The 25,309-nt window shown below is 51.1% G+C and carries 23 protein-coding genes and 1 tRNA gene; 12 read left to right on the top strand and 12 right to left on the bottom strand.

The window, feature by feature from the left end:
- The first annotated feature begins 25 nt into the window (after positions 1 to 25).
- From O3682_RS00160 to O3682_RS00145, 4 genes are all read left to right on the top strand, one after another.
- Positions 26 to 1,870, top strand: coding sequence for a peptidoglycan DD-metalloendopeptidase family protein (locus tag O3682_RS00160; RefSeq protein ID WP_371507950.1), 1,845 nt, complete (start codon positions 26 to 28; stop codon positions 1,868 to 1,870).
- A gap of 215 nt (positions 1,871 to 2,085) precedes the next feature.
- Positions 2,086 to 3,558, top strand: coding sequence for a carboxyl-terminal processing protease CtpA (gene ctpA, locus O3682_RS00155; RefSeq protein ID WP_254324688.1), 1,473 nt, complete (start codon positions 2,086 to 2,088; stop codon positions 3,556 to 3,558).
- 95 nt (positions 3,559 to 3,653) lie between these two features.
- Positions 3,654 to 5,030, top strand: coding sequence for a DNA repair protein RadA (gene radA / locus O3682_RS00150; RefSeq protein WP_371507949.1), 1,377 nt, complete (start codon positions 3,654 to 3,656; stop codon positions 5,028 to 5,030).
- A gap of 152 nt (positions 5,031 to 5,182) precedes the next feature.
- Entirely contained in the window at positions 5,183 to 5,989 is an 807-nt protein-coding gene (locus O3682_RS00145) for a DUF4198 domain-containing protein (RefSeq protein WP_003685136.1), read from the top strand.
- 55 nt (positions 5,990 to 6,044) lie between these two features.
- On the opposite strand, the gene O3682_RS00140 is transcribed toward O3682_RS00145, so the two are convergent.
- Together O3682_RS00140 and O3682_RS00135 are read right to left on the bottom strand one after the other, a co-directional pair.
- Positions 6,045 to 6,605: a pseudouridine synthase gene (locus O3682_RS00140; RefSeq protein WP_049332414.1), complete on the bottom strand. Its 561-nt coding sequence runs from the start codon at positions 6,603 to 6,605 to the stop codon at positions 6,045 to 6,047.
- Positions 6,606 to 6,685: 80 nt separating this feature from the next.
- Positions 6,686 to 6,778: transfer RNA gene (locus tag O3682_RS00135), tRNA-Ser, on the bottom strand.
- A 199-nt stretch (positions 6,779 to 6,977) separates the two neighbouring features.
- Here O3682_RS00135 and O3682_RS00130 point away from each other — a divergent pair.
- The 8 genes from O3682_RS00130 to apeL all read left to right on the top strand — a co-directional run bounded on the left by O3682_RS00130 (position 6,978) and on the right by apeL (position 16,815).
- The gene (locus O3682_RS00130; protein ID WP_223168965.1) at positions 6,978 to 7,490 is read left to right on the top strand and encodes a hypothetical protein; all 513 of its coding nucleotides are present in this window, start codon (positions 6,978 to 6,980) and stop codon (positions 7,488 to 7,490) included.
- 52 nt (positions 7,491 to 7,542) lie between these two features.
- Positions 7,543 to 8,160: a 4'-phosphopantetheinyl transferase family protein gene (locus O3682_RS00125; protein ID WP_371507948.1), complete on the top strand. Its 618-nt coding sequence runs from the start codon at positions 7,543 to 7,545 to the stop codon at positions 8,158 to 8,160.
- A gap of 93 nt (positions 8,161 to 8,253) precedes the next feature.
- Positions 8,254 to 10,572 (top strand): MMPL family transporter, encoded by a 2,319-nt coding sequence (locus O3682_RS00120; RefSeq protein WP_371507947.1) that lies wholly within the window; start codon positions 8,254 to 8,256, stop codon positions 10,570 to 10,572.
- A gap of 135 nt (positions 10,573 to 10,707) precedes the next feature.
- Complete coding sequence (locus O3682_RS00115) at positions 10,708 to 11,946, top strand: NAD(P)/FAD-dependent oxidoreductase (RefSeq protein WP_371507946.1); 1,239 nt, start codon at positions 10,708 to 10,710, stop codon at positions 11,944 to 11,946.
- Between the two features lie 97 nt (positions 11,947 to 12,043).
- Positions 12,044 to 12,562 carry a hypothetical protein gene (locus O3682_RS00110; RefSeq protein WP_300481521.1) on the top strand — a complete coding sequence of 173 codons (519 nt, stop codon included), beginning with the start codon at positions 12,044 to 12,046 and terminating at the stop codon, positions 12,560 to 12,562.
- 3 nt (positions 12,563 to 12,565) lie between these two features.
- Positions 12,566 to 13,768: a beta-ketoacyl-ACP synthase gene (locus tag O3682_RS00105; protein WP_371507945.1), complete on the top strand. Its 1,203-nt coding sequence runs from the start codon at positions 12,566 to 12,568 to the stop codon at positions 13,766 to 13,768.
- A 172-nt stretch (positions 13,769 to 13,940) separates the two neighbouring features.
- Positions 13,941 to 16,163 (top strand): NADP-dependent isocitrate dehydrogenase, encoded by a 2,223-nt coding sequence (locus tag O3682_RS00100; protein ID WP_371507944.1) that lies wholly within the window; start codon positions 13,941 to 13,943, stop codon positions 16,161 to 16,163.
- A gap of 58 nt (positions 16,164 to 16,221) precedes the next feature.
- Positions 16,222 to 16,815 carry an ApeL family LolA-like protein gene (apeL, locus tag O3682_RS00095; RefSeq protein WP_371507943.1) on the top strand — a complete coding sequence of 198 codons (594 nt, stop codon included), beginning with the start codon at positions 16,222 to 16,224 and terminating at the stop codon, positions 16,813 to 16,815.
- 55 nt (positions 16,816 to 16,870) lie between these two features.
- Here apeL and ylqF read toward each other — a convergent pair whose 3' ends face one another.
- From ylqF to O3682_RS00045, 10 genes are all read right to left on the bottom strand, one after another.
- The gene (ylqF, locus tag O3682_RS00090) at positions 16,871 to 17,812 is read right to left on the bottom strand and encodes a ribosome biogenesis GTPase YlqF (RefSeq protein ID WP_371507942.1); all 942 of its coding nucleotides are present in this window, start codon (positions 17,810 to 17,812) and stop codon (positions 16,871 to 16,873) included.
- Positions 17,813 to 17,905: 93 nt separating this feature from the next.
- Positions 17,906 to 18,142 carry a lipoprotein gene (locus O3682_RS00085; protein WP_003684875.1) on the bottom strand — a complete coding sequence of 79 codons (237 nt, stop codon included), beginning with the start codon at positions 18,140 to 18,142 and terminating at the stop codon, positions 17,906 to 17,908.
- A gap of 34 nt (positions 18,143 to 18,176) precedes the next feature.
- Positions 18,177 to 19,031: an RNase adapter RapZ gene (rapZ, locus tag O3682_RS00080; protein ID WP_371507941.1), complete on the bottom strand. Its 855-nt coding sequence runs from the start codon at positions 19,029 to 19,031 to the stop codon at positions 18,177 to 18,179.
- The gene (hprK, locus tag O3682_RS00075; protein WP_003747372.1) at positions 19,012 to 19,974 is read right to left on the bottom strand and encodes an HPr(Ser) kinase/phosphatase; all 963 of its coding nucleotides are present in this window, start codon (positions 19,972 to 19,974) and stop codon (positions 19,012 to 19,014) included. Before hprK ends, rapZ begins: the two co-directional genes overlap by 20 nt.
- Before the next feature lie 3 nt (positions 19,975 to 19,977).
- A complete protein-coding gene (gene ptsN, locus O3682_RS00070) occupies positions 19,978 to 20,427 on the bottom strand; it encodes a PTS IIA-like nitrogen regulatory protein PtsN (RefSeq protein WP_003747374.1) in 450 nt (149 codons plus the stop codon).
- 269 nt (positions 20,428 to 20,696) lie between these two features.
- The gene (gene ubiA, locus O3682_RS00065; RefSeq protein WP_371507940.1) at positions 20,697 to 21,563 is read right to left on the bottom strand and encodes a 4-hydroxybenzoate octaprenyltransferase; all 867 of its coding nucleotides are present in this window, start codon (positions 21,561 to 21,563) and stop codon (positions 20,697 to 20,699) included.
- Positions 21,564 to 21,790: 227 nt separating this feature from the next.
- Positions 21,791 to 22,285 (bottom strand): chorismate--pyruvate lyase family protein, encoded by a 495-nt coding sequence (locus O3682_RS00060; RefSeq protein WP_036490339.1) that lies wholly within the window; start codon positions 22,283 to 22,285, stop codon positions 21,791 to 21,793.
- Positions 22,275 to 22,931, bottom strand: coding sequence for a dethiobiotin synthase (gene bioD / locus O3682_RS00055; RefSeq protein ID WP_371507939.1), 657 nt, complete (start codon positions 22,929 to 22,931; stop codon positions 22,275 to 22,277). The genes O3682_RS00060 and bioD overlap by 11 nt, the downstream gene beginning before the upstream one ends.
- Positions 22,928 to 24,217, bottom strand: a complete 1,290-nt coding sequence (bioA, locus tag O3682_RS00050) for an adenosylmethionine--8-amino-7-oxononanoate transaminase (protein ID WP_371507938.1) — start codon at positions 24,215 to 24,217, stop codon at positions 22,928 to 22,930. Before bioA ends, bioD begins: the two co-directional genes overlap by 4 nt.
- Before the next feature lie 52 nt (positions 24,218 to 24,269).
- Positions 24,270 to 25,175: a DMT family transporter gene (locus tag O3682_RS00045; RefSeq protein ID WP_371507937.1), complete on the bottom strand. Its 906-nt coding sequence runs from the start codon at positions 25,173 to 25,175 to the stop codon at positions 24,270 to 24,272.
- Positions 25,176 to 25,309 lie beyond the last annotated feature (134 nt).

The following is a 25,309-nucleotide window of genomic DNA, read 5'->3' as shown; positions in this document are numbered from 1 at the left end:
CCTACTTTGATAGCAAGATCGAACCATGCGTTATAAACCCCTCATTCTCGCCCTATTGCTCAGTTTCTCCCTGCCAACCTATGCTGCCAAAGACGCTCCGAAAGAAAAAGCGGCCGCCGTCAAAAAGGCTGCGCCCGTGAAAAAAGAGAAAGAAGCCGCTAAGGCAGATGTAAAAAAAGAAACTTCAAAAAAACAAGCGGTAAAAGAAAAAGAGGAAGACAAAAAAGCGGTTAAAGCCAAAGCTGCCAAAGGGAAGGAAACCGCCGACAAAAACGAACGCGCTTCAGCCAAAAACAAACCGGCTAAAGCCTTCGAAGCCGCTGCCGACAATAAAAAGGCCAACCGTAAAGCCGAAGAGCCTAAAGAAACAGCAAAAGACAAAAAAGCCGCAGCCGCAAAATCTGGCAAAGCCAAAGAACAAGACAAAACAACTGCTGAAGATAAAAAAGACAGCAAAGCCAAAGAACCCGTAAAAAAAGCAGACCCTAAGGAAACCAAAGTCAAAGAGCCTGCTAAAAAAGCCGCTGAAGATAAAAAGGCCGAAGCTAAAGAACCTGCCAAAAAAGCTGTTGACGACAAAAAAGACACAAAAGCCAAAGAGCAAAACAAAAAGGCCGAACCTAAAGTTGAGCCTAAAGCCGCTTCTTCAGCCGACAACGATTTCAAAGCAGCCGTAACTGCCGCCGCCAACGACATAGAAACCAAAAAATCCTTTGCCAAACGCAACGAGGGTTTCATTATCCATGTCAATACCACGCTCAAACAGCTGCAACAAACACGCAACAACCTCTCCGGCATCAACCGCAAACAACGCGATGCATGGGAAAAATTCCAAAAACTCAATGCCGATGCCAACCAGTTGAAAGCCGAAGTTTCCAATACGCGCGCCCAAATTTCGCGCTTTGTGTCCGGCAACTATAAAAACAGCCAGCCCAACGCGGTCGCCCTCTTCCTGAAAAACGCCGATGCCGGTCAAAAAACCCGCTTCCTGCGTTACACACGTTATATCAACAACGCCAACGACCAAGTTATGAGAGACTTGGAAAAACAACAGAAAGAGCTGGCGGCGCAAGAACAAAAAATCAACAATGAATTGGCTTACCTGAAAAAACTGCAAGCCAATATCCAAGCTTCGTTGCGTCAACAAGGCGTGACCAATACCGCCGAACAAGCCGAAAGCCGCCGTCAAAACGCGCAAATGGCCAAAGAAGCGCAAAAGAAAATCAACCACAGAGAAAACGAGCAGCGCCTCAACAATCTCTTGAAAGATTTGGAAAAACGCAAAGCCGAGCAACGCAAAGTCGAAGCCGAAGCGCGTAAAAAAGCCGCCGAAGCCCGTTTGGCCGCAGCCGAAAAAGCCCGCAAAGAGCAGGCAGCCGCCCAACAAAAAGCCGAAGCCGAACGCGCCGCCATGTCCACGCTGACTGACGAAGACATGAAACTGCAAGCCCCGAACACCCAAGGCTTTACCGTCAGCAATGCCAACAGCTTCAGCCGTATGCAAGGCCGTCTGAAAAAACCGGTCAACGGCACACTGGCAGGCCTGTTCGGTCAAGACCGCGGCGATGGCGAAGTTTGGAAAGGCGTGTTCTACAATACCGTTCCTGCTCCTGTCAGCAGCATTGCCTCAGGCACGGTTACTTTTGCCGGCGAACTTGAAGGCTACGGCAAAGTAGTCGTCCTCGACCACGGCGACGGCTATGTCAGCATTTACTCCGGCCTGAACGAAATCGACATCGCCCAAAACTACGCCGTCAATGCCGGCAGCAAAATCGGCACCAGCGGCACTTTGCCGTCGGGCGAAACCGGCCTTTACCTTGAAGTCCGCTACAACGGACAAGTCATGAATCCGCTTTCCTGGATTAACTGATGTTTCAGACGGCCTGAGTGAATTTTCCCCTTCAGGCCGTCTGAATTTTCATCATAAACTACAATAAAACACGATTTTCACGCCTGTTCAGCACATTAAACAACAAACTTTTACCTTAAACTTATTGTTCCAAGCGTTTAAATCACATAAAGTCAACGGGTTCAGAGAAAACAAAAAACACTTTGCTTACCGTACACAAAAAGAAAGTCAAACGAATGTCAACAAAATCCACTTTGAAAAAAGTTGCAATCTACACTCTCGGCGCGTTTAGCGGCATCGCCCTCAGTCTGAGTGTACAAAGTTTTGCCGCCGAAAAAGACAAAAAAGACAACGAAGCCCTGCCCGTGCAAACCATCCGCACCATGGCAGAAGTGTACGGCCAAATCAAAGCCAACTATTACCAAGACAAACCCGATGCCGAGCTCTTTGAAGGCGCAATGAAAGGCATGGTGTCCGATCTCGATCCGCATTCCGAGTATATGGACAAAAAAGGCTATGCCGAAATGAAAGAATCCACCAGCGGCGAATTCGGCGGCTTGGGTATGGAAATCGGACAAGAAGACGGCTTCGTCAAAGTCGTTGCCCCGATTGAAGACACTCCGGCAGAACGCGCCGGTGTGAAAAGCGGCGACTTCATCGTCAAAATCGACAATACCTCTACGCGCGGCCTGACCGTCAGCGAAGCCGTCAAAAAAATGCGCGGCAAACCGGGTACCAAAATCACCCTGACCCTTTCACGCAAAAATGCCGACAAACCCATCGTCGTCAACCTGACCCGCGCCATCATCAAAGTCAAAAGCGTACGCCATCACCTGCTTGAAAAAGACTACGGCTACATCCGCGTCTCCCAATTCCAAGAGCGCACCGTTGCCGCGCTCAACGAAGCCGCACAAGCCTTAGTCAAAGAAAACAAAGGCCCGCTCAAAGGTATCATCCTCGACTTGCGCGACGACCCGGGCGGCCTGCTCAATGGCGCAGTCGGCGTATCCGCAGCCTTCCTGCAACCTGACGTAACTGTTGTCAGCACCAAAGGCCGCAACAAAAAAGAAGGCATGGTACTCAAAGCAACTGCCGAAGACTACATTACCACCAGCGGCAAAGACCCGTTGGCCGGATTGCCTGCCGAGCTGAAAACCATTCCTATGACCGTCCTGATTAACGCAGGCTCGGCCTCCGCTTCCGAAATCGTTGCCGGAGCATTGCAAGACCACAAACGCGCCGTCGTCGTCGGCACACAAAGTTTCGGCAAAGGCTCAGTGCAAACCCTGATTCCGCTTTCCGGCGGCAGCGCAGTCAAACTGACCACCGCCCTTTACTACACACCAAACGACCGCTCGATTCAAGCGCAAGGCATTGTTCCTGACGTTGAAGTCAAAGACAAAGACCGTGCCTTTGAAAGCCGCGAAGCCGATTTGGTCGGCCATATCGGCAATCCGCTGGGCGGCCAAGACGTCAACAGCAGCACTGAAACACCTGCCAACTCAGAAACCAAAGCCGATAAAGACAAGTCCCAAAAAGACAAAGACGAAGACATCTCCAGCCGTCGCATTCCAAATCCGGCCAAAGACGATCAGCTTCGCAAAGCCTTGGACTTGGTGAAAAATCCAGCCGAATGGCAAAAATCTTTGGGCTTGGCAGCGAAAAAACCTGCGCCGAAAAAAGATGCAGATAAAGACAGTAAAAAATAAACCTGTTATTTCTCAATAAAAAAGGTCGTCTGAAAACGATATGATTGTTTTCAGACGACCTTTTCACACATCAAATATTCCACAGGGAAAACACCATGGCAAAAGCCCCCAAAACCATCTACCAATGTTCCGAATGCGGCGGCACTTCCCCGAAATGGCAGGGTAAATGCCCGCATTGCGGCGAGTGGAACACGCTTCAGGAAAGCCTTGCCGCGCCCGAACCGAAAAACGCCCGCTTCCAATCTTGGGCGGCGGACACCTCGACCGTCCAATCCCTCTCCGCCGTCACCGCCACCGAAGTGCCGCGCAATCCGACCGGCATGGGCGAACTCGACCGCGTATTGGGCGGCGGTTTGGTAGATGGCGCGGTCATCCTGCTCGGCGGCGACCCCGGCATCGGCAAATCCACGCTGTTGTTGCAAACCATCGCCAAAATGGCGCAAAGCCGCAAAGTGCTGTACGTTTCCGGCGAGGAATCCGCCCAACAAGTTGCCCTGCGCGCACAACGTTTGGAGCTGCCCACCGAAGGCGTGAACCTGCTTGCCGAAATCCGCATGGAAGCGATTCAGACGGCCTTAAAACAGCATCAGCCCGAAGTCGTCGTCATTGATTCCATCCAAACCATGTATTCCGACCAAATCACTTCCGCCCCCGGCTCCGTGTCGCAGGTGCGCGAGTGTGCCGCCCAACTGACGCGTATGGCGAAACAGATGGGCATCGCCATGATACTGGTCGGACACGTTACCAAAGACGGCGCGATTGCCGGCCCGCGCGTGCTGGAGCATATGGTCGATACCGTACTGTATTTCGAGGGCGACCAACATTCCAACTACCGCATGATACGCGCCATCAAAAACCGTTTCGGCGCAGCAAACGAATTGGGCGTATTCGCCATGACCGAAAATGGTTTGAAAGGCGTATCCAACCCGTCCGCTATCTTCCTTGCAAGCTACCGTGACGACACTCCAGGTTCATGTGTTTTGGTCACACAGGAAGGCAGCCGCCCGCTTTTGGTCGAAATTCAGGCACTGGTCGATGACGCACACGGTTTTACCCCCAAACGACTCACCGTCGGCCTCGAACAAAACCGCCTCGCCATGCTGCTCGCTGTCCTCAACCGCCACGGCGGCATTGCCTGCTTCGACCAAGACGTGTTCCTCAACGCCGTCGGCGGCGTCAAAATCGGCGAACCTGCTGCCGACCTCGCCGTCATCCTCGCTATGCTCTCCAGCTTCCGCAACCGCCCCATGCCTGAAAAAACCGTGGTTTTCGGCGAAATCGGCCTAAGCGGCGAAGTCCGCCCTGTCGCACGCGGACAAGAGCGGCTCAAAGAAGCGGAAAAACTCGGCTTCAAACGCGCCATCGTCCCCAAAGCCAATATGCCGCGCCATGCCAAAGAGTTTCCAAACCTGAAAATCTACGGCGTCAGCAGTTTGCAGGAAGCAATTGATGTTTGTCGTGACGGGGACTAAACCGTTTCGATAATCTGATTCAAAAAAACAATCATCTAAAAGGCCGTCTGAAAGTTTTCAGACGGCCTCTCTTTAAATTTAAATAATTTTGTTATATTATAACGAACAACTTTATTCTATCTTTTCTACACATCGAAAATCGGAGAGAAATCATGAAAAAAACCGCTTTGCTTATTGCATCAGCCTTCCTGTTCAGCACTGCCGCACACGCCCATCGCGTTTGGGTTGAAACCGCCCACACACATGGCGGCGAATACCTTGAAGCCGAATTAGGCTATGGCGAATTCCCGGAGCTTGAACCCATCGCAAAAGACCGCCTGCACATTTTCAGCAAACCCATGCAACTGGTGACTGAAAAAGGCAAAGAAAACATGATTCAAAAAGGCACATACAATTACCAATACCGCAGCAAACTGCCGGTCAAAGACGGCAGCTACTTGGTAACCGCCGAATACCAACCGACTTTCTGGTCAAAAAACAGCGCAGGCTGGAAGCAGGCAAGCATCAAAGAAATGCCTGATGCAAGCTATTGCGAGCAAACCCGTATGTTCGGTAAAAACATCGTCAATGTCGGCCATGAAAGCGCAGATACTGCCATCATCACCAAGCAAGTCGGCCAACATTTGGAAATCGTACCTTTGGACAACCCAGCCAACGTCCACGTCGGCGAACGCTTCAAAGTCCGCGTCCTCTTCAATGGCGAGCCGCTGCCTAACGCCACCGTTACCGCCACATTTGACGGCTTCGACACCAGCGACCGCAGCAAAACCCATAAAACCGAAGCCCAAGCCTTCTCCGATACCACTGATGACAAAGGCGAAGTCAGCATCATTCCCCTGCGCCAAGGTTTCTGGAAAGCCAGCGTAGAACACAAAGCCGATTTCCCCGATCAAAGCGTGTGCCAAAAACAGGCGAACTACACCACTTTGACCTTCCAAATCGGCCATTCACATCATTAATTTTTCCATAACAAAAGGCCGTCTGAATATTTCAGACGGCCTTTATTCATACTATTTAAGGACGATGCGGCGCAAACTGCCATTGTCCCAATTCCAAATTCAAATCAAACAGATTCAGACGGCCTATTGCCACACGAACCAAGCGCAAACACGGAAAGCCTGCTTTCGCCGTCATCCTTCGCACTTGGCGGTTTTTCCCTTCCGAAATTTTGATCTCCACCCAAAAATCAGGTACAGACTTACGCACACGAATCGGCGGCACGCGCGGCCATAAAACATCCGCTTCGCCTTCTTCCAATACCCTAACCTCGGCTGGACGGGTGACAAAATCGCCCAAATCTACGCCACGGCGCAACAAATCCAATTTGGCTTCATCAGGAGAACCCTCCACCTGCGCCCAATAAGTTTTGACCTGCTTGAATTTCGGGTCGGCAATCTGCGCCTGCAACCGGCCATTATTGGTCAGCAGCAGCAAACCCTCGCTATCCGTATCCAAACGTCCGGCCGGATAAAATCCCGGTTTCTCGACAAAATCCTTAAGGCACTGATGTTTTTCATGTGCAGAAAACTGGCAAATCACGCCATAAGGCTTGTTTAGAATAATCAAATCGTTCATTTCACACTTTCAGACGGCCTCAGATTTCAAGCAATTCCGGATAATAAAAAAGACACCGTATAAACGGTGTCTTTCATATTTGGCGGAGTAAGAGGGATTCGAACCCTCGATGCAGGTTGACCCCACATGCTTCCTTAGCAGGGAAGTGCCTTCAGCCTCTCAGCCATTACTCCTAAGGAAGACCGCAATATACGCTTTCTGCCCTCCTTCGTCAAGCATTACCGCCTCAAACTTTCTTAACACCATGAAATAATTTAAATAAAAATATAATATTTTTTGCATCATCCTATTTTTATACTTCTTTCATATATGTTAAAATGATTCTGTTTTCTGTAAACCTTTTTTCACACCCCTTATTACAAAGGAGTTCGTATGTTACGTTTTTCTGCTTTGGTTGCCGTATCCGCCCTGATGCTTGCCGCTTGCTCACAATCCGGCAATTCCCAACCATCTACTTCCTCCTCTCAAACTTCTACTCAAAAAACAACTGCCGCCGGTTCTGCCTGCCGCAGCATGGGTGAAGGCCATAAAGTCAATGGCAAAGGTCAAAATGACATTTATATGTGTAAAGTCGATGTAGCTTTGAACTCTGCCGAAGCCAAATCCGCTTTGGATCCTAGCATCCGCGTTCACTACGGCAGCACATCCGGCGCGACTTTGACTTCCCGTCAAATCTCCAACTCAGTCGGCAAAACCCCTGATGAAACCTGTCAACGCGCATTCTTGAGCGCGGTTAAACGCTTCCAAAGCACTGCGCATCGTAAAAAAGCCAAATCTGTTCATCTGGTTAGCTACTTTGACAAAGTAACCAAAGGCGGTAACGAATACGAATGCCACATCGCTACATTCAACAGCCGTGTGGTTTTGAAAGGCAGCTTCCACTAAGCAATGTCAAAAATGCCGGACTTCAATATGAAGTTTGGCATTTTTCTATTTTATGGATACAACACCCCTTCACTGCCTGCTGGCCGATCCGTCTTTTGCCGCCTGCTACGACCATGCGTCTCTAAACGCGGTCGATTCACAACGTTTGGCTGCCGCGCCGCAACTGGCGCAGCGTCAAGACTGGCAAGTCAGCCGAGCGTTAAAACAGCAAACCGATTTAGCGACTGTATCGCTGAGCCACAGCCAAGGCTTTGCCGCTTTATTGTGTGCACCTCAGCCCTTAACAGCCGGAGTCGATATCGAATTTATCCGCCCGCGCGATTTCAAAGCGCTGTCGGCTTTGGTCTGCACGCAAGAAGAACAAAACTACTTAGAAACAATAAACTGGCCGTCTGAAACGTTTTACCGATTGTGGTGTTTCAAAGAAGCATTGATTAAAGCAGCAAATTTGGATTTTCCGTCGGACATGAAATCAGTCGGCTATGTTTTCGATTCAGGGCAACCCGTCGGTTTACGCGCTGGAAAGCAAACCGATTGGCACGGCACAAGCGCGATTTTAGCGGATACGATGGCACTTGCCTGCGTTTGGAAGGGAAAAACCGTCGCTCTGCAATGGCAGTTTTTCGGCTCGCTCAAATCTAATGATTTAACCGACCGGCAAACTATCTAACAACTGACAAAATAATAATAATCTGATTTAATTTACTGTACTTTTACTTATTCCACACACTAACAGCAGCATTTGCAAAAGGCCGTCTGAACGATGAATCTTCGCCTCCTAAACCGCCTCTATACTGCCCTTATCCTGTTTCTTACCCTGTTTTTGGTTTATGCCTTTGCCTCACAAGCGCGCATCCAAACCGACTTGAACGCGTTGTTGCCAAGCGAACAGCAACCCGATGCCTTACTGACGGCCGCGGATAAAACCGCAGAAGCGCAGCTCAATTCACAAGTTATTTTGCTTGCAGGCAGTACCGATGCCGAAACCGCTTTTCAGACGGCCTCACAAATTGCCGATGCATGGCGCAAAAGCGGCGTATTTGAACAAGTCGACAGCAGCATGACGCCGAATTTGGACAAAGTACGGGCGGATATGCAGAAACTGGGCTTGGCCGTTTTGCCGCAAGACGAAATCCGCCTGCTGTTTGAGCAACCGCAAACCTATTTTCAAGCGCGTGCAGAAGCCGCAGCCAATCCGTTTGCCGCCCCCTCGCCTTTGTCTTTAGAACAAGACTGGCTGGGCTTCGGACGCTTTGTTGCCGACAAAGCCAATCCGCAAAGCCGTTTGCAGTGGGACATGGACAACGGCATGCTGTTTGCCGAAGACAAAGGCAAAACTTGGGTATTTTTGCGCGGACGGCTCGCCGGCGGCGATCAATTTTCCGGCAACGACGCCCTCTTACCGCTGATGACGCAAAGCCGTCAAATCGCTTCGGAAAACGGCGCGGAAACCTTAAGCGCAGGTGGCGCATTGTTCGCCGCCGTATCCAAAGCAGCCGCAGAAAAAGAAAGTCGGCTGATGAGTATGGTCGGACTTGGACTGACCTTTGCGCTGCTGTTGTGGGTCTTCCGCAGCGGCCGCGTGTTTTTGCTGTCCTTGTCGCTGGCAGCCGGTATGTTGACCGGATTGGCGGTTGCGTTATTGACCTTCGGCGAAGTGCATATCCTGACCATCGTCATCGGCACCAGCCTGGTGGGTATGTTGGTGGATTTCCCGTTGCACTGGCTGGCTCCGTCAGTATTTGGGCCGTCTGAAAAGACCGTTTGGCAGGCCGAATCGGCAATGAAACATGTCTTGCCGAGTTTTGCCGTCAGCTTGACGATTACCGTCTTGGGCTACGCGCTGCTGTGGTTCACCCCTTTGCCTGTACTGCGCCAAACCGCGGTATTTTCAGGCTTCGCTTTATTTGGCGCGTTTGGTGCCACCGTTTTATGGCTGCCACCGCTGTTTCGCCGCTACCGTGCCAAAACCGTGCCTTTTGCCGCATTAACAGAAAAGCTCTATTCCTTGTCAGGCCGTCTGAAAAACCGCCTGCACAAACGCGGATGGTTAATCGTAGGCGGAATTTTGCTGGCAGTCGGACTGTGGCGCAGCGACTGGCGTGACGACATCCGTCAATGGGTCAATATGCCGACCGCGATGTTGGCCGAAGTACAACAAATCGGCCAGTTGAGCGGCACGGATTTTGGCGGCAAATATTTGGTGGCCGAAGCACAAAGCGAAGATGCCCTGTTGAAGAAAACCGCCGAACTCAGCCGCGCCCTGCAGCCCTTAATCGCGCAAGGCAAACTTTTCGGCATCCAATCGCCCGACCAATTCATCCTGCCGACAACGGAACAGCAAAAACTGCAAAACCGCCTGCGTGAATTGACCAAATTGCCTGATAGCTGGAAACCACTCACAGAAATCGGTATTCCGCGCAAAACCGTGCGCGATGCCCTACTGCAAGCTGCCGACACACAACCATTATCGCTTTCAGACGGCCTGAATACCGATTTGGCAGAAGCTTGGCGTTCCTTGTATTTGGGCGAAGTGGAACCAGGCCGTTTTGCTGCCGTCGTGCGTTTAAACGGCATGACCGATGAAGCCGCCGTACGCGCCGTGGCGCAACACGTCTCCGGCGTACATTGGGCAGACAAGCGCGCCCACTTAAACGAGCTTTTCCACCACACGCGCAATCAGGCCGCATGGTTGAAACTGGCTTCCTATGCGTTGGCATGGTTACTCTTGTGGAAAATGTTTGGTTTCAAACGCGGCAGCAAAATCCTTGCCGTGCCGCTGGCCGCCGCCATCTGCACCGTTGCCGTACTCGGTTTGGCCGGCATTCCCGTCAGCCTGTTTGCCATGTTCGGACTGCTTTTAGTATCCGCCATCGGCGTGGACTATGCCGTCTATGCCGCCACCGCACACCACAGCGCGCCGGAAAAATTAGGCGGTATGCTGCTTGCCGCCGCGACGACAGCCATTTCCTTTGCCCTGCTCGCCATCAGCAGCACGCCCGCCGTTGCCGTGTTCGGCATGACGGTTACCATCGGCGTGGCATTCAATATTTGGCTGGCAGGCACATTGTTGAAAAATTAGACACAAGATGAAGACGATTGAAATTGAAGCGATATTTTGTTTCGACTTCTATCGTCACGTTGTAAGAGGCCGTCTGAAAAATTTCAGGCGATGGATTAAACATTTTTTTATCATTAAAATCAAAGGTATTTTCAAATGTCTATAGAATTTGACGTTGCCGTTATCGGCGCAGGCCCTTCAGGTTCGGTTGCTTCCGCTTTGCTGAACAAACAAGGCTTTAAAGTTTGCGTATTGGAAAAACAACATTTCCCGCGCTTTGTCATCGGCGAAAGCCTGTTGCCGCATTGCATGGAAATGTTGGAAGAAGCCGGTTTTGCCGATGCAGTGCATGCCGAGCCCAGCTTTCAATTTAAAGACGGCGCTGCGTTTTCATGGGGCAGCCGTTACACAGATTTCAACTTTACTGAAAAATTTTCAGACGGCCCCGGTACTATTTATCAAGTGCGCCGCGGCATCTTCGACAAAATCCTGATTGATGAAGCGGCAAAACAAGGTGTCGATGTCCGCTTCGGACATGGCGTAACCGCGTTTGACAACAGCGGCGATGTGGCACGTTTGAGCGTTGCGAGCGATACAGGCGAAAACTATGAACTGACCGCCAAATTCGTTTTGGATGCCAGCGGTTACGGTCGCGTCCTGCCCCGCCTTTTGGACTTGGAAAGCCCGTCCGAGCTGCCTCCGCGCCAAGCCCACTTCACGCATATTGACGACAACATCACCAGCCCGAAATTCGACCGCAACAAAATCCTGATCAACACGCATCCTGAACATCGCGATGTCTGGATTTGGCTGATTCCTTTCGGCGACAACCGCTGCTCCATCGGCGTTGTCGGCACGCCCGACAAACTGGCCGGCAAATCAGAAGCCGTGTTGAAAAAATTTGTGTACGAATGCCCGATGCTGGCGGAAATTTTGGATAAAGCCGTTTGGGAAAACGACTTCCCGTTCCGTTCTATCCAAGGCTACTCTGCCAACGTAAAAACCTTATACGGCAAACATTTCGCCCTTTTGGGCAACGCCGCCGAATTCCTCGACCCAGTCTTCTCCTCCGGCGTGACCATTGCCCTGCACTCTGCCAAACTGGCTGCCGATTTGTTGGGCAAACAGCTCAAAGGCGAAGCCGTCGATTGGCAAACCGAATTTGCCGACCAACTGATGATCGGCGTGAACGCATTCCGCACTTATGTAAACGGTTGGTACGATTTCCGCTTCCAAAATGCCATCTACGCGCCTAACCGCAGTCCTGAAATCAGCCGTATGATTTCATCTATTCTGGCAGGCTACGCTTGGGACACGAACAATCCATTCGTGGAAAAATCCGAGCAACGCTTGTCCACACTTGCCGCATTGGTGGGCGATTTGAAGGTAGAATAAGGACGAATGTCTTTCAGACGGCCTAGACTGAAAACAGAACAGGCCGTCTGAAACTTCATCCACACCATTAAATATTTTGACCGATAGATAAAACCTTATGCGATTTATCCCTTTGCTTGCCGCACTGCTGCTCTCCGCATGTGCGACCTCGCTCCCCCATCCGCAAACGCTGCCGCCGCTTTCCAAAGAAGGCCAATGGTTCAAACTCGAGCAGACCAATGCGACGGGGCAAACCGTTCAAACCAATCTCTTGGCAGTCGAGCCTCATTCAGACGGCATCCGCTTTGTCCAAACCGATGCACTGGGTGCGCCGGTATCGCGCCAATCGGTCAGCACCAAAGGTTGGAAAAATGACGGCTTTGTGATGCCCAATGCTGCTTCGCGCCGACTGTTTGCCGCCTTGTTGCCACTTTTGGCCGCCGAACACGCCGCCACGCTTTACCCTGAAGCCCGCCAACAAAATGCCACCCATCAAGGCTTCTGCCCTGACGGCAAAGGCGCGGTGTTCAGCTACCGCGAGCATGATTTGTGGTGTGTCGCCCACCATTCCGAACAATTCCTCATCGGCTTCCCCGACCAAACTTTCTGGACGGTCAGCCCGATTGCAGAAGACTAATTCATGAATACTCCTGTTTATCTCAGCCGTCCGGCACTGACCAGCGCATTGGGTAGCGGCTTGCAAGTTCATGCCGATGCCTTACTCACGCCGTCTGAAAACACGCCCCTGACTTTTTCAGACCAATGGGTAAAAGGCAAAACGCATGCTTTCGGTGCAGTCAAAGAAACCCTGATGCCTCTGCCCGACAGCATTCCCGAAGCGCATCGCAGCCGCAACAACCAGCTTATCCTGCACGCGCTTTCGCAAATAGACGGACTGATTCAGACGGCCATTGCCCGTTACGGCAAAGAAAGAGTTGCTGTCGTTACCGGTACGTCCACCAGTGGCGCAGACGAAAATATCCCTTTGTTCCAACACGTTGTACAAGGTGGTGAGTGGACGGATGTTCCGTTCAAGCAGCTGCAACACACCATGGCTTCGCCCTCCGAATTTATCGCCCAAGTTTACGGTCTGGACGGCTTGCGCTATACCGTCTCCACCGCCTGCACTTCCGGCGCACGCGCCCTCATCAGCGCAGCCCGATTGCTTCGTGCCGGATTGTGTGATGCCGTAATTTGCGGCGGCGCGGATACGCTTTCTCCGCTGACAATTAATGGTTTTGCCTCTTTGGAAGTGCTTTCAGACGGCATCGCCAAGCCTTTTTCTGCCAACCGCAACGGCATCAATATCGGCGAAGCGGCCGCATTTTTCGTGATGACGCGCGATGCAGATTTTGACGGCGAAATGCAATTGTTGGGCTACGGTGCAAGCAGTGATGCCTATCATATGTCTTCGCCCCGTCCCGACGGTTTGGGTGCAGCCCAATCCTTTCAGGCTGCTTTGGATAAAGCCGGTTTGAAAGCAGAAGACATCGGCTGGATCAATCTGCACGGCACCGGCACGCAACACAACGACAGCATGGAAAGCCGAGCCGTTGCCGAAGTGTTTGGCAGTCACACCCTTTGCACCTCAACCAAGCCGTCCACCGGTCATACTTTGGGTGCAGCCGGTGCGATTGAAGCCGCATTTGCCTGGTTGATGGCCAACCGCCAATACAATCCGGAAGGCAAACTGCCGCCGCAACAATGGGACAATGTACCCGATTCCGAGCTGCCCAACATCGCTTTAACCGACGAAAACAGCCGCTGGCCGTCTGAAAAACGCATTGCCGCCAGCTCGTCATTTGCCTTCGGCGGCAGCAATGCCGTTTTGATTATCGGATAAGTCCTTATATTTAGGCTGTCTTTTCAGACGGCCTTTTTCTTTTCCGCAACTTAAAAAACAATAACATCAAAACAACAACCAAATCCGCCGAAATATGCCATAATAGGCTTAGCACGTTTCTTCTCGCGATGTGCCCGAAAAGAAAAACTTAACCTACATAGAGAATAATCCCATGACTAAATCCACCATTATCTATACCTACACCGACGAAGCTCCTGCATTGGCCACTCAATCCCTGCTGCCAATCGTGCAGGCGTTTACCCGCCACGCCGATATTGATGTCAAAACCAGCGACATTTCTCTCTCCGGCCGTATTTTGGCGGCGTTTCCCGAATACCTGACCGAAGCGCAACGCGTACCTGATGCGCTTGCCGAATTGGGCGAACTGGTTAAACAACCCGATGCAAACGTGATCAAACTGCCGAATATCAGCGCATCCGTACCTCAACTGACGGCCGCGATTAAAGAATTGCAGTCTAAAGGCTTTGCCGTTCCCGACTATCCTGCCGACCCTCAAACCAATGAAGAAAAAGCCGTACGCGAACGCTACGACCGCATCAAAGGCAGCGCGGTAAACCCTGTCCTGCGTGAAGGCAACTCCGACCGTCGCGCGCCTAAAGCAGTGAAAAACTTTGCGAAAAAACATCCGCACAGCATGGGCGCATGGACCAAAGATTCCAAAACCCACGTTGCCACTATGCAAAGCGGCGACTTTTTCCATAACGAACAATCCGTTACCGTACCCGATGCGACTTCCGTATCCATCATGTTCACCGACAAACAAGGCAACAAAAAAGAGCTGCGCGAGCCTGTTGCCCTGAAAGCCGGCGAAATCATCGACGCGACCGTGATGAGCAAAAAAGCCCTGCTCGCCTTCCTTGCCGAACAAGTGAAAGACGCAAAAGCAAAAGGCGTATTGTTCTCGCTGCACATGAAAGCCACCATGATGAAAGTGTCCGACCCGATTATCTTCGGACACGCCGTCAAAGTATTCTTCGCGCCTGTCTTTGAAAAATTCGGCGACAAACTGGCTGCCGCAGGCGTCAACGTCAACAACGGCTTCGGCAACCTGCTTGCCAATCTGGACAAACTGGATGCGGACACCCGCGCCGCCGTTGAAGCTGAAATCGCTGCCGTTTACGCCGCCAACCCTGATTTGGCCATGGTTGATTCCGACAAAGGCATTACCAACCTGCACGTTCCTAGCGATGTCATCGTCGATGCTTCTATGCCTGCGATGATTCGTAATTCCGGCCGCATGTGGGACAAAGACGGCAAAGCGCAAGACACCAAAGCCGTCATTCCGGACAGCAGCTATGCCGGCGTTTACCAAGCAACCATCGACTTCTGCCGCGAACACGGCGCGTTTGACCCGACAACCATGGGTACCGTTCCTAACGTCGGCCTGATGGCGCAAGCAGCCGAAGAATACGGTTCACACAACAAAACTTTCGAAATCGAAGCCGACGGCCAAGTTCAAGTCATTGATGCAGCAGGTAATGTCCTGATGCAACACGACGTTGAAGCCGGTGACATCTGGCGTATGTGCCAAACCAAAGACGCGCCCGTCAAAGACTGGGTACAACTCGCCGTCAACCGCGCCCGTCTGAGCAACACGCCAGCCGTGTTCTGGCTCGACGAAAACCGTCCGCACGACAAGAGCCTGCTCGCCAAGGTTAAAGCCTACCTTGCCGAACTGGATACCGACGGCCTCGACATCCGCGTCCTCGCTCCTGAAGAAGCCGCTAAATTCAGCTTGGGCCGTCTGAAAAACGGCGAAGACACCATCTCTGTAACCGGTAACGTCCTGCGCGACTACCTGACCGACTTGTTCCCAATTTTGGAACTGGGTACCAGCGCGAAAATGCTGTCTATCGTTCCATTGATGAATGGCGGCGGTATGTTTGAAACCGGCGCGGGCGGTTCTGCACCGAAACATGTTCAACAATTCCTCGAAGAAAACCACTTGCGTTGGGACTCTTTGGGCGAATTCCTCGCACTCGCCGTATCGTTTGAACATCTGGCGCAAAAAACCGGCAACGCCAAAGCCCAAGTCCTCGCCGACACTTTGGATGCAGCCACCGAAAAACTGCTGTTGAACGACAAATCGCCTAAACGCAAAGCAGGCGAACTCGACAACCGCGGCAGCCATTTCTACCTCACCCTCTACTGGGCGCAAAAATTGGCAGCGCAAGACAAAGATGCCGAACTGAAAGCCGCATTTGCTCCATTGGCAGCTGCTTTGACTGCCGACGAAGCCAAAATCGTTGAAGAACTCTCTGCCGTACAAGGCAAAGCTGTCGACATCGGCGGCTACTACGCAGCCAATCCTGAAAAAGCTGCACAAGCAATGCGTCCAAGCGCAACCTTTAATCAGGCCTTGTCAGCCTTATAATTAAAGCAATAAAAGGCCGTCTGAACTTTCAGACGGCCTCAAACCTTATGGAAGCACAATGAAAAAAACCATTCTTTCTCTTACTCTCCTCATCAGCGCTCCGGCTTTGTGGGCATTTTCTTCTGCCGAATTGGCACAAACCCTGCAAAAACCGCAAAACGTGCAAGGCAATTTTGTCCAACAACGCCAACTCAAATCCCTCAGCAAACCCATGACCACCAGCGGCAGCTTTACCCTTGTCCCACAAAAAGGCCTGCTCTGGAAAATGCAAAAACCATTTGAAACTACCCTGCGCGTGCGTTCAGACGGCATCATGCAGTGGAACGGCAGCCAATGGGTCAACCCAAATGCCAGCAAACTCAACGGCCAAAGCCGCCAAATCAAACTCTTCCTCGACCTTTTGGGCGGTAATACCCAAGGCTTGGAAAAACAATTTGATTTGAAATTAAACGGCAACGAGAAAAAATGGACGTTGACCTTAACTCCGAAAACCGCCATTACCCGCCAAATCTTCAACCGTATCGAAATCAACGGCGATACGCTGGTGCGAAAAATCGAATTGGACGAAAAGCAAGGCGACAAAACCATCATGCAGTTCAACCAAATCCAAACCGATAAAGCTCTGGACAGCTTCAGCCGTACCGCCCTCTAAATTGCCTATTCCAACAAAAGGCCGTCTGAAAATAGATTTCAGACGGCCTTTTATATTAATCGGCAGAAGGCTGTTGCCCTTTTCGTTCCGCCTTTCTGGCTTCGCGAATGGCTTTGAGTTCGGCCTCTTTCTGTCTGGCTTTTTTCAGCCAAGCCTCCCATTGATTTGGCGTTTCCAGCGTAATTCTGCCGATTTTGCCTTCGCGGAAATCGGTCAGGATATTTTCAGCGGCCTTTTGGTAATTGACCCGTCCGCCGCTCAAAACCGCACCGCGTTTTTTGGCAATCCACTCCAGCCAAGAAGTATCGTCCCAATGACTGCTTGGATCTTTGTCGGCTTGATAACGCTCTTGCAACAAAGCCAGATAATGGCGGCGGAGGTAATCCAAAAGCTCAAGCGCCACTTCTTCTTCGTCCAGCGCGTTGCGTCCGACTGCACCGCCGGCCGCAAGGTTATAGCCGCCTTCTTCAACGATAATTTTCGGCCACAACATACCGGGGGTATCGTAAAGCCAGAAATCGTCGGCAAGGAAAAGACGCTGTTCGGCTTTGGTAATACCAGGTTCATTACCGGTTTTGGCAGATTTTTTGCCGATCATGCCGTTAATCAAGGTGGATTTGCCGACGTTGGGGATACCGCAAATCAGAACACGCAACGGCTTCTCGATACCTTGACGATGCGGAATCATGGCACGGCAGGCTTGGATAATTTTGCCGTGCGCGCCGGTTTCGGAAGAATCAAGCGCAATGGCTCGGGTATCTTGGCGGCTGTTGTAGTGTTCGAGCCAAACTTTGGTACGCTCGGGATCGGCAAGGTCTTGTTTGTTTAAGATTTTCAGTTTGGGCTTGCCTTTGGACAACTGGGTAAGCAAAGGGTTTTCGCTGGAAGCAGGCATACGCGCGTCCAACATCTCAATCACCATATCAACGCTTTTAATGCGTTCGGCAATGGCTTTTTTTGCCTTATTCATGTGGCCGGGAAACCATTGGATAGCCATGTCTTTTTATTCTTTCTATTCGTATCTGAGGCCGTCTGAAAAATCATTGTTTTTCAGACGGCCTCGGTATTTGGATAATCGGTCAATCAGGATTTAGAGGTTGCCATGCTCGTAGCTGTAATAACCTGCTTCATCCATACATTGCTCAAACGTCTTGGATGTATTGCCACGTTTGGTTCCATTTTGAACTTGTGATTTGCAGGTATTGATTTGGCGGGAAACTTCAGCTTCGCTCGCGCCTGTACGGTGCCAGCGGTAAGCAGTGACAGGCTCTGTTGCACAAGCGGTCAAGATAAGCAGGGATAATGCGGTCAGACTGATTTTTTTCATGGTTTCTTCCTTTGAGGCCGTCTGAAACGGCAAGTTAGCGTCCTGCCAAGCTTTGAACCTGACGGTGGCGGACAAGGAGTTCGTAACGGCCCTTGAGACGTTCGGCCAGTTTTTCCACAACATAAACGGAGCGGTGCTGCCCGCCGGTACAGCCGATGGCAATCGTCACATAACTGCGGCTCTCTTGTTGCAGGCGCGGCAACCAGCGGCTAATAAAATGGTCGATGTCATCAACCATTTCTTGAGCCAACGGCTGCTGGCCCAAATAATCTTGAATGGGCTTGTCCATGCCGGTAAAGGGGCGTAATTCCGGATCGTAATACGGATTGGGCAGGCTGCGCATGTCAAACATAAAGTCGGCATTATTGGGAACGCCGTATTTGAAACCAAAGGATTCAAGAATAACCAGCAAACCGATGCGTTCAATGTTGAGCCATTGTTGAACGGCATAACGCAGCTGCTGCGCGTTCATTTTGGACGTATCGATGCAATATGCAATGTCTTTGAGCGGAAAGAGCCATTCGCGTTCTTTTTGCAGGCTTTCCAACAAGGTCAGATTATGGCCTGACAAAGGATGGCCGCGGCGTGTTTCCGAGAAGCGGCGTACCAACACGCCCTCTTCCGCTTCAATAAAGAGGACTTCGACTTGATGCCCTTCATGACGCAAATATTGGATTTGCTCTTGCGCTTCCTGAATATTGATACCGGAACGGATGTCAACGCTGACACCGAGTTTGGTTTCATCGGCACGTTCGATGTGAAGCGAAACCAACGACGGAAGCATTTCCAAAGGAAGGTTATCGACACAGTAATAACCCAAATCTTCGAGCTGTTTGAGGGCTACGGATTTTCCTGAGCCGGATAAGCCGCTAATCAGGACGATTTTCATGGTTTTGTTCGTTTTCTTTGAGTTGTGTTTGATGGCGTTCGAGGAATTCTTTGGTGCTGTCTTTGCCGCGCAATTGAAGGATGTAATTGCGCACCGCAGCTTCAACTAATACTGCTAAGTTTCGACCGATTGCAACAGGCAGGGTAACGGAACGGACGCTGACGTTGAGGATAGATTCTGTTTCGGTACGGATGCTCAATCGATCGAGTTGTTTCATGTATCCGTCGTCGGCCGGAACCAAATTAATAATTAGCTGGAGGATTTTTTTCGGACGGATGGAGGTTTCGCCAAAAATATGGCGGATATTGAGTATGCCCAAACCGCGCACTTCGAGGAAATCACGCAGCATAGGCGGGCAACGGCCTTCCAGCATTTCCGGGCCGGTGCGGAAGAGTTCGACCGCATCATCGGCAATCAGGCTGTGCCCACGCGAAATCAGCTCCAATGCCAATTCGCTCTTACCCAAGCCGGACTGCCCGGTAATGAGTACGCCCACTTCAAATACATCCAAAAATACGCCGTGCTTGATGGTGGAAGTCGCCAATGTGCGTTGCAGATAAATCCGCAAAACGTCCATCAAGTGCGGGCTTTCCTGTTTGGATGTCAGCAAAGGGATACTGTTGGTATGGCAATAATCGCGTAATTTGGGCGAAACCGGCAAACCGTTGGCGACGATGACCAAAGACATGGGGATGTCGAAAAGCTCGCCGAAATCATAGTTGAGTTCGCCCGATTCCAGACGGCGTAAATATTCGGCTTCGGCTACGCCGACAACTTGAATTTGGTTGGGATGGATAAAGTTTAAGTGGCCGACCAAGGCCAAGACGGGTTTATCGGCTTCGACACCGATACGGTTGTCCGCGCCGGAATTGCCGGCAGCCCAAGCAAGTTCGAGTTTGTGCTGATTGTCGGAAAACAGGCGGCGGACGGATATGCTGGGCATGAATTACTCTTCGGTCAGGAGTGTGCGTACTTCTTCGGCAGAAGTCGCGGCCATCAATGCTTCACGGACGGCTTTTTGAGAGAATCTGCCGGCCAGTTTGGACAAGACTTCCAAATGTTCACCGGTAGCGTTTTCAGGCACAAGCAGGATGAAAATCAGGGAAACGGGTTTGCCGTCGGGCGCATCAAAGGCAACCGGCTCTTTGGTACGGATAAACGCACCGGTGGCTTTTTTCACGCATGCGTGACGGCCGTGGGGAATCGCCACCCCCTGCCCCAAACCGGTCGAACCGAGTTTTTCACGGGCAAACAGGCAGTCGAACACGTTGGCATTCGGTAATTCTGCTTCATTCTCCAGCAGCTGTGCGGCCTCTTCAAACAGACGCTTTTTGCTGCTGACTTCCAAATCCAAAACGATATGGGACAAAGGTAAAATTTCGCCGATCAGGCTCATATGTATCTCTTTTAAATGTCGCAAAACAATGGGATTGTACCGATTGTCGGTGCAAATCTCAATCCTGAAGGCGTAATTTACACTCGTCCCGCTAACATTTTCCATGTTGTTTTTGATATTTTTTAACGAGCCGAAAATAATCCAACCATTTGATTATGATTGATTTAAAGTAAAAATTCCATCATTGGCTAAATCACGGTTTAAATAAAAAGGAGTATGTCCGACATACTCCTTTTCCCTTTCTTTTCAGACGGCCCCAACCTCGTTTTTTAAAACAGTTTGGACACCAAAAACAACCAGAAATAATGGCAGACCAATCCGCAAAACCACGCCAAGCCGATGCGGTTGTTGGCCAAAAACGTTTGGAAGCACAACTGACGGTCGCGCGTACGGATGGCGGCATATTGTTGGCACTGCCAATACGCGGTTATCGGCAATACCAGCCAATACGGCCAAGTTGCGCCGATTTTGATACCCAGCACCGCCATCAATACCGTAAACCAAAAATGGCAAAGCATGGTTGCGCTAATGTCGTGATGGCCAAATGTGATTGCCGAAGTTTTAATGCCGATTTTCAAATCGTCTTCTTTGTCCGCCATGGCATAAATCGTGTCGTAAGCCAGCGTCCATAAGGCATTGGCGGTAAACATCAGCCACGCTTCGGGAGGCACTCGGCCTTGCACGGCGGCAAAGGCCATGGGAATGCCGAACGAAAATGCCAGTCCTAAATAAAACTGCGGCAACGGGAAAAAGCGTTTGGTAAAGGGATATGTGACAGCCAGAAACAAGGCCGGAAGACTCATCAGCCAAGTAAAGCGGTTGAGCGGTACCAGACACAAGGCCGCCATCAGACACAGCATGACGGTCAAAAGCAGCGCTTCGGTTTTGGAAACCAAACCTTTGGCAAACGGGCGGTTTTTGGTGCGCTCTACTGCGCCGTCAAAATTGCGGTCGGCAAAGTCATTCACGACGCAACCTGCGCTGCGCATTAAAAACGTGCCTGCAGTAAAGGCAATAAAAATATCCGCGTCGGGAACGCCTTTAGACGTAATCCACAATGCCCAATAAGTCGGCCACAGCAAAAGCAGGGTGCCGATGGGTTTGTCGATGCGCATCAGTTTGGCGTATATCACCATCCTTCCGACAGCGTAACGTGGTAAAAATTGTAGGAAAAAGCGCCGTATGTTCATTGGTGTAATGTGTCGTTGTATATGTATTGATGCTGAAGGAAAGGCATTTTAGAGCCTTAGCTCTTATTATAATTTATTGCCGTCTGAAATCAAACGAATCTTAACGATTTAATTTGTTGTATTATAACAGAATTATGACAAATATCGGCAATCGGTTTTCTTTTCAGACGGCCTTATCGGTATAAATCCATTAATTTCAATAAGAAATATTCTGTTAATTCCAATATTTCGCCGTTCCAATCGAAATACGAACGGCGCGCGGTAACAGGCCGTCTGAAAGACGGATGCTCGGCATCTTCAAAACGAAGAAACTCAAAATCCGAACGTTTCAACGGCAATGTACCGTCAAACAGACGCTCTCCCAAAGGCTGCGTTCCGCAATCCAATAATTCTGTCCATAGACGGCTATCCGGCCGGCACGCGCTTCTGGCTTGTATCACTGTTTCGCCGTCCAGTTGGAGCAAAACATCGCGCACAAAGATTTCGTCTCCGTTTTCCTCCTCCTTCGTCAAACCCAAATACACCGGCTCGACCGAAAAATCCTTACCGGAAGCGCGCAACGCAGCGGTTAGCGAAGAAACGGTCAGCAAATGTTCGGCCTTAGACGGCAGAAGACTTGAAGCTTCGGCATGTGAACAAAGTGTGCCACGCGGTATATCAAACGCCATTTACCACCTCTGTTTTGGCCAACTCCTGCCATTTGGCTTCGGGAAACTCATCTTTCAGACGGCCTTTAAGATATTCCAAGGTATCTCCGGCAACGGTTTCATCTTTGCTGTCGTGAATATGGTTGAAAATCAGGCTGTGTAACCGGATGCCGTATTGTTTGAGCGCGGCGAAGCTTAGTAAAGTGTGGTTGATACTGCCGAGCCGTCCGCTGGTAACGAGGATGACGGGATAAGTCTGTTGCTGAATATAATCAATGGTTAACAGGTTTTCTGTCAGCGGAACCATCAATCCGCCCGCGCCTTCGATCAAGACAATTTCGTATTGCGCCGCCAATTCTTGCGTGGAGGTGCGGATTTTGTCCAAGTCCAAAGCCCTGCCGTCCAGTCGGGCGGCGAGGTGGGGCGAAGCGGGATAGCTGAAGATTTCGGGCATGGTCAGCCGCTGTTTGTCGGCTTCCTGCATGGGTATGCCCATGATTTTGCGGTGGACAGCGATGTCGTCGGCGATGTTTTGGCAACCGGTTTGCACGGGCTTTTGCGTGATCACGCTTTTGCCCTGCTGCAACAATTGTTTTGCCAATACGCCGGTGGCGACGGTTTTGCCAATGTCCGTATCAATGCCGCTGACGAAGTAAACGCCTTTCATTTGTTATGTTCCTTCAAAATGTGTACGGTTTTGTCGGCAATTTCGGTCAAGAGGCCGTCTGAAATGATGTAAGGCGGCATGAGGTACACCAGCCTGCCGAATGGGCGCACCCAAATGCCCTGCGCCACGCAGTCCGCTTGAAAACGCGCCATATCCACGCCTTTTTCCAGCTCGATCACGCCAATGGCACCCAAAACACGCACGTCTTTCACGCCGCGAATGTCCCATGCGGTTTTCAGACGGCCTTTTAAGATGCTTTCGATGCGGCGGATATTTGCCTGCCAATCTTGGGACAAAAGCAGTTTGACCGAAGCGCAGGCAACGGCACACGCCAGCGGGTTCGCCATAAACGTTGGCCCGTGCATGAACACGCCCGCTTCGCCGCGCGAAATCGTTTCGGTGACTTTTTGCGAAGTGATTGCCGCCGCCAGCGTCATATAGCCGCCGCTCAAGCCCTTGCCGATACACATAATATCCGGCACGACGTCCGCATGTTCGCAGGCAAACATCTTGCCCGTGCGCCCGAATCCGGTGGCGATTTCATCAAAAATCAACACGATATCAAACTCGTCGCACAAATCGCGCAATCCGCGAAGATACTGCGGATGATAAAAATACATGCCGCCCGCGCCCTGCACGACCGGCTCTAAAATAAAGGCGGCAATATCCGCATGATGCGCTTCAAACAAGGCGCGGACAGGCTGCAAATCCGCCTTATCCCATTCATCGTCGAAACGGCTTTTCGGGTTATCGACAAAATAACGCTGCGGCAGAGCGCTGCCGAAAATATGGTGCATCCCCGTTTCCGGATCGCAGACGGACATCGCGTTCCAAGTATCGCCGTGATACCCGCGCCGTACTGTCGCAATATTCTGCTTCGCCGTCAAACCCCGCGCCTGCTGGTACTGCACCGCCATCTTCAGCGCGACTTCCACCGAAACCGAACCCGAGTCCGCATAAAAAATACGGTCCAGCCCCTGCGGCAAAATCCCGACCAATAACTTGCCCAGTTCTACCGCCGGCTCATGCGTCAAACCGCCGAACATCACATGCGACATTTGCTTAATCTGCGCCTCAACCGCCTGATTCAAAACAGGATGATTGTAGCCGTGTATCGCACACCACCAAGACGACATCCCGTCAATCAGCCGAGTACCGTCCGCCAATTCAATGTGCACACCCTCCGCACGGCGCACCGGATAAACAGGCAACGGGTCAGTCATGGACGTATAGGGATGGAGTAGATGGTCGCGGTCGAAATCGAGCAGGAAGGAATGTTCGGACATGTTTAAAACAATGGTTTGATTAGTTTCATTATTATATAACATATTTCCTATTTCAGACGGCACGTCTTCCGTACTGCATCAACACCAATCCGACCACTGCCGCCAAACAGCCGGCAACCAAGGAAACATGCAATACCTCGCCCAAAAACCAAGCGGAACATAAAATGCCGAATACCGGCACCAAAGTGATGTACGCCGCCGCGCTGCCTGCGCCCAAAGTTTTTACGCCTTCAAAATACCACGCATAGCTCAAGACCGTTGCACCGACAGACAGGCCAATCAAAGCGAACCAGCCCCTGCCGTCCATTTCGGCAAGCATACCAAACGGCAGGCCGTCTGAAATCAGCGCAGGCGGCAACAACATCATTACACCCAGCCAAGCGGTGGCCACGGTGACCGTCAGCGCATCAATCCCCTGCAACACCGCCCTGCCTATCATCGTATAAGTAACCAAGCAGCAAAGGCTGCAAAACACCAGCACTTCGCCCCACCCTATGCCGCCGCCCGACAAAAATGCCACCATCTCGCCATGTGTGACCGCCCATATCGATCCTGCCACTGCCAACAATATGCCCGACACAATCTTGCCGTTGAGTTTTTCACCAAACAGCAAAGCCGCAAAAAACATCGTCAGCACAGGATTGAACGTAACCAACACCGTCGCCCTTGAAGCAGGAATCCGCTGCAAACCCAGCATAGACAATACGGTAAAACCAAATACGCCGAATGCCGCTGCCAATGCCAACCCAAGCCATTGTTTGCGCGACAAAACCGCCAAAGTACGCAATCGATACCGTGCAAACAGCCAGCCCAAAAGCAAGATTGCCGCCGTCAAAAAGCGCAGCATACCGCCCGTTAAAGGCGGCAGCGCCTGTCCCAGCATCCGCCCCATCGGCCAAGATGCGCCCCAAAACGCCGCCATGCCCAATAGTTTTAGATGAATTGCTAAATGTTTCATGGTGATGGATAACTTGAATAATCGGTTTAGAAAGCGTACAAGATCGGTTTGGAAAGATAAATTTCCTTAGCCACCGATACTTGATAGAGTTTGCATGGATAAAATACTACGCTGAATCATTAAGGAAACAAAGG

Source organism: Neisseria sp. 27098_8_112, from assembly GCF_041433235.1.
Classification (GTDB): domain Bacteria; phylum Pseudomonadota; class Gammaproteobacteria; order Burkholderiales; family Neisseriaceae; genus Neisseria.
This window is presented reverse-complemented; position numbering and strand designations above follow the sequence as displayed.